The sequence below is a fragment of the Mesorhizobium sp. M7A.F.Ca.CA.002.09.1.1 genome, assembly GCF_003998555.1.
Classification (GTDB): Bacteria; Pseudomonadota; Alphaproteobacteria; order Rhizobiales; family Rhizobiaceae; genus Mesorhizobium; species Mesorhizobium ciceri.
In genome coordinates this window covers 1-7,515 of sequence record NZ_RZRR01000190.1, presented here as the reverse complement: position 1 = coordinate 7,515, position 7,515 = coordinate 1, and the positions used below count along the sequence as shown (strand labels likewise).

8 protein-coding genes are annotated in these 7,515 nt (G+C 64.7%); 6 read left to right on the top strand and 2 right to left on the bottom strand.

Annotation, left to right across the window (positions count from 1 at the left end):
* Positions 1–652 (bottom strand): P1 family peptidase (locus EN994_RS11150; RefSeq protein ID WP_206530396.1); only part of this gene is annotated, 652 nt, incomplete at its 3' end.
* Positions 652–1,725: an ABC transporter substrate-binding protein gene (locus tag EN994_RS11145; RefSeq protein WP_063167826.1), complete on the bottom strand. Its 1,074-nt coding sequence runs from the start codon at positions 1,723–1,725 to the stop codon at positions 652–654. The genes EN994_RS11145 and EN994_RS11150, both read right to left, overlap by 1 nt.
* Positions 1,726–1,904: 179 nt before the next feature.
* Between EN994_RS11145 and EN994_RS11140 the strand changes: the two genes are divergently transcribed.
* The 6 genes from EN994_RS11140 (at position 1,905) to EN994_RS11115 (ending at position 7,382) form a co-directional block, all read left to right on the top strand.
* Positions 1,905–2,432: a flavin reductase gene (locus tag EN994_RS11140; RefSeq protein WP_013532115.1), complete on the top strand. Its 528-nt coding sequence runs from the start codon at positions 1,905–1,907 to the stop codon at positions 2,430–2,432.
* Complete coding sequence (locus EN994_RS11135) at positions 2,429–3,358, top strand: MoxR family ATPase (protein WP_013532114.1); 930 nt, start codon at positions 2,429–2,431, stop codon at positions 3,356–3,358. The genes EN994_RS11140 and EN994_RS11135 overlap by 4 nt, the downstream gene beginning before the upstream one ends.
* A 3-nt stretch (positions 3,359–3,361) precedes the next feature.
* Positions 3,362–4,606 carry a VWA domain-containing protein gene (locus EN994_RS11130; protein WP_024504342.1) on the top strand — a complete coding sequence of 415 codons (1,245 nt, stop codon included), beginning with the start codon at positions 3,362–3,364 and terminating at the stop codon, positions 4,604–4,606.
* A gap of 60 nt (positions 4,607–4,666) precedes the next feature.
* Positions 4,667–5,005, top strand: a complete 339-nt coding sequence (locus EN994_RS11125; protein ID WP_063167827.1) for an XdhC family protein — start codon at positions 4,667–4,669, stop codon at positions 5,003–5,005.
* Between the two features lie 65 nt (positions 5,006–5,070).
* Complete coding sequence (locus tag EN994_RS11120) at positions 5,071–5,775, top strand: XdhC family protein (RefSeq protein ID WP_013532111.1); 705 nt, start codon at positions 5,071–5,073, stop codon at positions 5,773–5,775.
* Positions 5,772–7,382, top strand: coding sequence for a molybdopterin-binding/glycosyltransferase family 2 protein (locus tag EN994_RS11115; protein ID WP_063167828.1), 1,611 nt, complete (start codon positions 5,772–5,774; stop codon positions 7,380–7,382). The genes EN994_RS11120 and EN994_RS11115 overlap by 4 nt, the downstream gene beginning before the upstream one ends.
* Positions 7,383–7,515: the final 133 nt, after the last annotated feature.

Here is a 7,515-nt window from a genome sequence, read left to right as displayed (position 1 = left end):
GCATCGGCGAGGGATAGCCAAGCCCACCGAATTGGTCGCCGATGTCGAACGGTGCCGCCCAGAAATGGCGGGTTCGGCCTGTGGTCACCGAACCGGTCGGATTGACGGCGGCCAGCGCGCCGATGGTGACGCCATTGTCGAGCAGCGTCGAGGCGGAGCCGAGGCCGCCTTTCAGCCCCGAAGTGAGCGCGCCGGTGCCGGCGCCGATGGTGCCGAGTTGGAAATCGGCGGTGGCGGTTTGCGCGGCTTCATAGCCAAGCTCGCGGTAGGGCGGATAACGGCCCCAATCCTTGTCGCCGCCATTGCGCAGGTCGAACAGGATCGCCGACGGCACGATCGGAACGCGAAAACCGCCGACCTCGAGGCCGATGCCGCGTTCACGCAACGCCGCCTGCACGCCGGAAGCTGCGTCGAGGCCGAAAGCCGAGCCGCCCGAAAGCACCACGGCGTGCACCACATCGACGGAATTGTGCGGTTCGAGCAGGTCGGTCTCGCGGGTGCCCGGCGCACCGCCCAGGATCTGAACGCCGGCCACTGTGGACGCATCGCAAAGCACGGTCGTTACCCCGGATTTCAGCCTGGCGTCGGACGCATTGCCGACGCGCAGGCCGGCAACGTCGGTGATCAGGTTGCGTGGGCCGGTGCGAAACATCAGTTGCTTTCCAAGGGCGCAAAGCGCGTGCCATCGAAGCGGAAGACGCGGTAGGGGCTCCGGCTGAGATCGCCTTTCGCATCAAACCGGATCGGCCCGATCGCCGTGGTGAAATCCTGTCCGGTCAGAGCTTCGGTCAGTGGTTTGCCCGAGCTTTCGGACAAGCCCGACGCTGCCTTGGCGATTTCGACCGCCGCAAAGGCCGGCAGCGTATAGCCGTCGGGCACGACTTTCTGCGCGGCAAAGGCCGCCAGCACTTTTGGATCGGCGACATCGGCCCATTCCGGCGGTGCGATCATCAGTGTGCCCAAGGAATAGGGCACGTCGCCGGGCGGCGTGCGCAGATTCTCGCCGCCGGCAAAGACGATGCCCGCCTGAAGCTGTGCGGCATCGCGGCCCATGATGGCGATGTCGTCGCCATCGCCGCCGGCAAAGACATGCGTCGCGCCGGCCTTCTTCAGCCGACCGATCATGCCGATCTGATTGTCGAGCTGGGGCCGGAACGTGTCGACGAACACAGGTTTCAGCGCTGCCTGTTCGGCCGCTGCCCGCAACGTCTCGGCGATTTCACGGCCGTAGATGGTGCCGTCGTCGATAATGGCGAACAATTCGTTTTGCCACAGGCGGGTGAGGGCTGACGCGACCGCATTGCGCTCATCGTCGCCGCGTGGTCCGAGGCGATAGACCGGCCAGCCGGTCTTGGCGCGGCGGTCGGTCAGGCTTTCGGTTCGCACGCCAATGGTGATGACCGGAATGTTGGCGTCCTTCAGGATCGGCATCGCCGCCCCGATCGCCTCGGTGCAGAGAAAGCCGATTACGATATTGACCTTGACGGCTGCGAATTCCCTGGCCGCGGCAGCGCCGCCATCGGCGGTGCAGGCGTCATCCACGGTCTTGAGTTCGATGCCGTTCGCTTCGGCGGCCATACCGGTACCGGCCTCGATCTGCTTGCCGAGAATGGCCGATGGTCCCGACAGGGGCGCCGAGACGCCGACCAGCAGCGTCCGGGCATCCGCACCACTGGCCAGGAACAGCCAGAACAGCGCCGCTATTGTTCTTGTCCTGGGTCGCATTCGAGCGATGGGATCCTCCGGGCCGGTCCTACGCTCCCGGCACTGTTGCCGCCAAGACCTAAAGGCTGCCCGGCCTTGGTGCAACACGCGAATTTCGGGATATGGCTCAGGCACTTCGCTTGTGGCGGGCTATGTCTGGCCATATATGTCGATAGGATCCTGACAATGGAAAAAATACGGTGCTGAAGAAGAACGACATTGGGCCGCAGGCCTATCGCGACGCGATGAGCCACTTTGCCGGCCACGTCCATGTGGTCACCACCGACGGGCCGGCCGGCAAGCGCGGCGCGACGGTGATCGCGGCCTGCTCGGTTTCGGACACCCCGCCGACCATTCTGGTCTGTCTCAATCGCGAAAATCCCAAGAACGAACCGTTCGTGAAAAACGGCAGGTTTGCCTTGAACACCCTGGCTTCCCACCAGGAGCCGCTGTCAGTCGGCTTTTCCGGAATCACCGGCTTGCCGGTCGAGGAGCGCTTCGCGCTCGGCGAATGGGACGTGATCTCCACCGGCGCGCCGACGCTGAAGGGTGCGCTCGCCGTGTTCGACTGCGAATTGATCGATACCAAGGACCTGGCCACCCATCGTGTGCTTTTTGGCAAGGTGACAGGCCTGCGGATGGGCGATAATTTGCGGCCGCTGATCTATCACGCCCGCGGCTACCACGTACTGGAAAGCGGAGCGGCGGCGTTCACGGAGAAAGAATGACCGAGCTGAAACCGCGCGCCGCGCCACGGACGATCGACGAGACGCTCGATCTCCTGACCGGTGCGGACTATGTGGCGGACCGGTCGCTGGCGACCGTACTGTTCCTGTCGTTGCGTATGAAGCGGCCGCTTTTCCTTGAGGGCGAGGCCGGCGTCGGCAAGACCGAGATCGCCAAGGTGTTGGCACAGGCGCTCGGCCGCCGGCTGATCCGCCTGCAATGCTATGAAGGCCTTGACGTCTCGTCCGCCGTCTACGAGTGGAACTACGCCGCGCAGATGATCGAGATCCGCATGGAGGAGGCGGCCGGCAAGGTCGAGCGCTCCGCCATGGAGCGCAACGTCTTCTCCGAAAAATACCTGATCCGCCGCCCGGTGCTCGATGCGCTGACCGGCAAGGCGGGGGCTGCCCCGGTTTTCCTGATCGATGAGCTCGACCGCACCGACGAGGCGTTCGAGGCCTTCCTGCTCGAAATCCTGTCCGACTTCCAGGTGACGGTGCCCGAGCTCGGCACCATCAAGGCGGAAGAGCCGCCGATCGTCATCATCACCACCAACCGCACCCGTGAGATCCACGACGCGCTGAAGCGGCGCTGCCTCTATCACTGGGTCGACTATCCCAATGCCGAGCGCGAGTTGGAGATCGTGCGCCGCAAGGTGCCGCAGGCCAACCAGCGCCTTTCGGCCGAAGTGGTCTCCTTCATCCAGAAGCTGCGCCAGATCGAGCTGTTCAAGGTGCCGGGCGTCGCCGAAACCATCGACTGGGCCGGCGCGCTGACCGAGCTCGACAAGGTGGCGCTCGATCCGGAAACCGTCTCCGATACGATCGGCGTGCTGTTGAAATACCAGGACGACATTGCCCGCATCGAACAGGGCGAAGGCCGGCGCATCCTCAACGAGGTGAAGGCCGAGCTTTCGGCGGCGGAGTAGGCGATGCCGCGCCCCGAGCCAAAAGAGGCCATGCCGCACGGGCGGATCGCCGACAACATCGTCTATTTTGCCCGCACCTTGCGCAAGGCGGGCATGCGGGTCGGGCCGGCCTCGGTCAAGGACGCCATCGAGGCGGTGCTCGCCGCGGGCATCGGTTCGCGCGACGATTTCTACTGGACGCTGCACGCCGTGCTGGTGTCGCGGCATGAGGATCACGCCATTTTCGACGAGGCCTTCCGGCTGTTCTGGAAGTCGCGCGAACTGATCGAAAAGATGCTGGCGATGTTTTCGCCGGTGGCGCCCGACACCAGGGAAAAGCAGAAGCCACGCGCCGCTGAAAACCGAGTCAGCCAGGCGATGTTCGAGGGACACCAGAAGAACCAGCCGCCACAGGAAATTCCCGAGATCGAGGTCGACGCCCGCTTCACCTTTTCCGGCAACGAGGTGCTGCGGGCCAAGGATTTTGCCCAGATGAACGCCGCCGAGATGGCCGACGCCAAGAAGGCGATCGCGCAGTTGCGGTTGCCTTTCGACATGGTGCGGACGCGGCGCTTCAAGGCCGATGCGCATGGCCGCCGCATCGATCCGCGCGCCATGATGCGTTCGGCCGCGCGCACCGGCGGCGAACTGATCCTGCCGAAATTCCGCTCAGCCCGCGAGGTTCATCCGCCGCTGGTCGTGTTGGCCGACATTTCCGGCTCGATGAGCCAGTATACGCGGATTTTCCTGCATTTCCTGCATGCGCTGACGGAAAAAAGGCGTCGCGTGCACACCTTCGTCTTCGGTACCCGGCTGACCAATCTGACGCGGCAGATGCGCCATCGCGACCCGGATGCAGCCCTTGCCGACTGTTCGGCGGCGGTCATGGACTGGTCGGGTGGCACCCGCATCGGCGACACGCTGGCCGAGTTCAACCTGATATGGTCGCGTCGCGTGCTGGGGCAGGGGGCGGTCGTGCTTCTGATCACAGATGGGCTGGAGCGCGACGATGTCGCCGGCCTGTCGGAGGAGATGGAGCGCCTGCACAAATCTTGCCGGCGGCTGATCTGGCTGAACCCGTTGCTGCGCTTCGACGGCTTCCAGGCGCGCGCCCGTGGCGTCAAGGCGATGCTGCCGCATGTCGACGAGTTCCGCTCGGTGCACAATCTCGATGCGCTCGCCGATCTCTGCGCGTCATTGGACAAGAAGTCGGCACAATCCGTCGATCCGCGCCGATGGCTGGAAGCTGGCGCGAGGCGCGCCGCATAACCATATCCTTCCCATCCGGAAAACAGATCCCGAGAAAAACAGACTTCTGGAGAAACGGTCATGGAAAACAGCATTTATCTGGATGAGGCCCGCGACCCGCTGATCATTGCGGAGGGCTGGATGAAGGACGGCAAGGACGTGGCCATCGCGACAGTGGTCGAGACCTGGGGTTCGGCGCCCCGACCTGTAGGCAGCCATCTGGTCATCGACGCACACGGCAATTTCCATGGCTCCGTCTCGGGCGGCTGCGTCGAAGGCGCTGTGGTCAGCGAGGCCATCGACGTCATCGACAGCGGCAAGGCCAGGATGCTGGAGTTCGGTGTTGCCGATGAAACCGCATGGCAAGTGGGCTTGTCCTGTGGCGGCCGCATCAAGGTGTACGTGGAAAGACTGGGCTAGAGCATGATCCCAAAAAGTGGGACCCGGTTTTTGGACAAGATGATGCTCGGACAAGAGATTTCCTGATGGATCCCTACGCCTTAAAAACTTTGAACGCCGAACGACGCGCCCGCCGTGCGGCGATCCTTGTCACCGATCTCGGTGACGGGCGCGACCGGATCGTGCGCGAGGGCGATCACGTCGCCGGCGATCTCGGAACCGCGATCGCCAGGGCGTTTCGCACCGGTAATTCCGGTTCGGTCGAAGCCGAGGGGCGGACTTTCTTTCTCAACGCGCATCTGCCGCAGCCGCGTCTGGTCGTGATTGGCGCTGTCCATATCAGCCAGGCGCTGGCGCCGATGGCGAAGATCGCCGGCTATCCCGTGGAGATCATCGACCCCCGCACCGCTTTCGCCACGCCGGACCGCTTTCCCGATGTGGCGCTTCATGCCGAATGGCCGGAGGATGTGCTGAAGCGTCAGCCGCTCGACAGCTACACCGCACTTGCCGCCGTCACCCATGATCCCAAGGTCGATGATTTCGCCCTGAAGGCAGCACTAGACGCCAACTGCTTCTATGTCGGCGCGCTCGGCAGCAGGAAGACGCATGCCAAGCGTGTCGAACGTTTGCTGGCGCTGGGCGCGAGCGCCGACCAGATCGCCCGTATTCATGCGCCGATCGGGCTCGATATTGGTGCTGCCAGCCCGGGAGAGATTGCTGTTGCGGTGTTGGCCCAGGCGATCCATGCCTTCCGCTCGCGCGGGCTGGACGCAAAAGGTGCGGCGGCGTGAAATTCGGACCGATCCCGATCGAGACGGCGGAAGGCGCGGTGCTGGCACACTCCACCACCGCTGGTGAACGCCGCTTCCGCAAGGCGCATAGGCTGAGCGCCGAAGATGTGGCGCTGCTACGGACTGCCGGTGTTTCCGAGGTCGTTGCGGCTGTTCTGGCTGAAGACGACCTCGGCGAGGATGCGGCCGCGCAAACGATTGCCGGGAGCATGGCCTTTCGCGGCATCGAAGCCAAGCCTGCCGCGACCGGGCGGGTCAACCTCCACGCCAAGGCGCCGGGCATCTTCACGGTCGATGCCGCTGCCATCGACGCCATCAATGCCATCGATCCCGCCATCACCATCGCCACGCTGGCGCAGCATGCGCCGGTCGAGAAAGGCCAGATGGTCGCGACGGTGAAGATCATTCCCTTCGCGGTCGGTTCAGCGCTGGTCGACGCTGCGACAGAAATCTGCGCCGCAGGCGAGATCTTTGCCGTCAATGCCTACCGGCCCGTGCGTGTCGGCGTCATCCAGACGGTTCTGCCGGGCATCAAGCCTTCCGTGCTCGACAAGACGCTGCGCGTCACCGAAGCGCGGCTGGCGCGCACCGGCGGCAGGCTGACGGCCGAGCGCCGCACGGCGCATGAGATCGCGCCGGTGGCGGAGGCCACGGCTTCCCTGGTGCGCGACAATGACATGGTGGTGATCTTCGGCGCCTCGGCGATGAGCGATTTCGCCGATGTCATTCCCGCGGCGATCGAGAGGGCGGGCGGTACCGTCGTCCGCGCCGGTATGCCGGTCGATCCCGGCAATCTGCTGGTGCTCGGTACGCTCGGCGGCAAGCACGTCATCGGCGCGCCCGGCTGCGCCCGCAGTCCCAAGGAGAACGGGTTCGATTGGGTGCTGGACCGATTGATCGCCGGTCTCGACGTGACCGCCAGGGATATTGCCGGCATGGGGGTCGGCGGGCTGCTGATGGAAATCCCCACACGGCCGCAGCCGCGCGAACCGCTGCCGGCCAAATCTCAGCTGAAGGTCGGCATCGTGCTGCTGGCGGCCGGCCGGTCGAGCCGCATGGGCGGGCCGAACAAGCTGTTGGCGCTGTTCGACGGCAAGCCGCTGGTGCGCCGCACCGCCGAGCGGGCGCTTGGCTCGAAGGCGTCCAGAACTGTCGTCGTCACCGGCCACCAGCGCGAGCGGGTGCGCGCTGCGCTGGCGGGCCTCGACGTGACCTTCGCCGACAATCCTGATTTTACCGACGGCTTGTCCACGTCGCTGAAGGCCGGCATTGCCTATCTGCCGGAGGACTCCGCCGGTGTGATGATCGCGCTCGGCGACATGCCCGATATCACGTCCGACGATCTCGACAGCTTGATCGATGCGTTCCGCAAGGGCGGCGGCAATGCGGTGGTCCGCGCTTCGCATGACGGCAAGCGCGGCAATCCGGTGCTGTTGCCGCGTTCGCTGTTTCCGGCGATCGCCCATCTGGAGGGCGACACCGGTGCACGCCATCTGGTCGAGACCGAAGGGCTCGATGTCATCGATGTCGAGATCGGCGCGGCGGCGTCTGTCGATGTCGACACGCGCGAGGCGCTGGAAGGCGCCGGCGGTGTGCTGCAGGATTGACAAACCCAAGCCGAATTACGCATGCGTTGGGTATGTCTTTTCGCCGCCAAATTTTCTGTGCCTTTGCAGTCACGACCGCGTTGCTGTCGTCGGCCGCGCAAAGTCAGACGCTGTCCCTAAAACCCTTCAAGGA

Excerpts from the sequence above, each read along its gene's own strand:
- EN994_RS11135 (WP_013532114.1), top strand. The coding sequence starts at position 2,429 with ATGACCGAGCTGAAACCGCGCGCCGCGCCACGGACGATCGACGAGACG.
- EN994_RS11125 (WP_063167827.1), top strand. The coding sequence starts at position 4,667 with ATGGAAAACAGCATTTATCTGGATGAGGCCCGCGACCCGCTGATCATT.
- EN994_RS11120 (WP_013532111.1), top strand. The coding sequence starts at position 5,071 with ATGGATCCCTACGCCTTAAAAACTTTGAACGCCGAACGACGCGCCCGC.
- EN994_RS11130 (WP_024504342.1), top strand. The coding sequence starts at position 3,362 with ATGCCGCGCCCCGAGCCAAAAGAGGCCATGCCGCACGGGCGGATCGCC.
- EN994_RS11145 (WP_063167826.1), bottom strand. The coding sequence starts at position 1,725 with ATGCGACCCAGGACAAGAACAATAGCGGCGCTGTTCTGGCTGTTCCTG.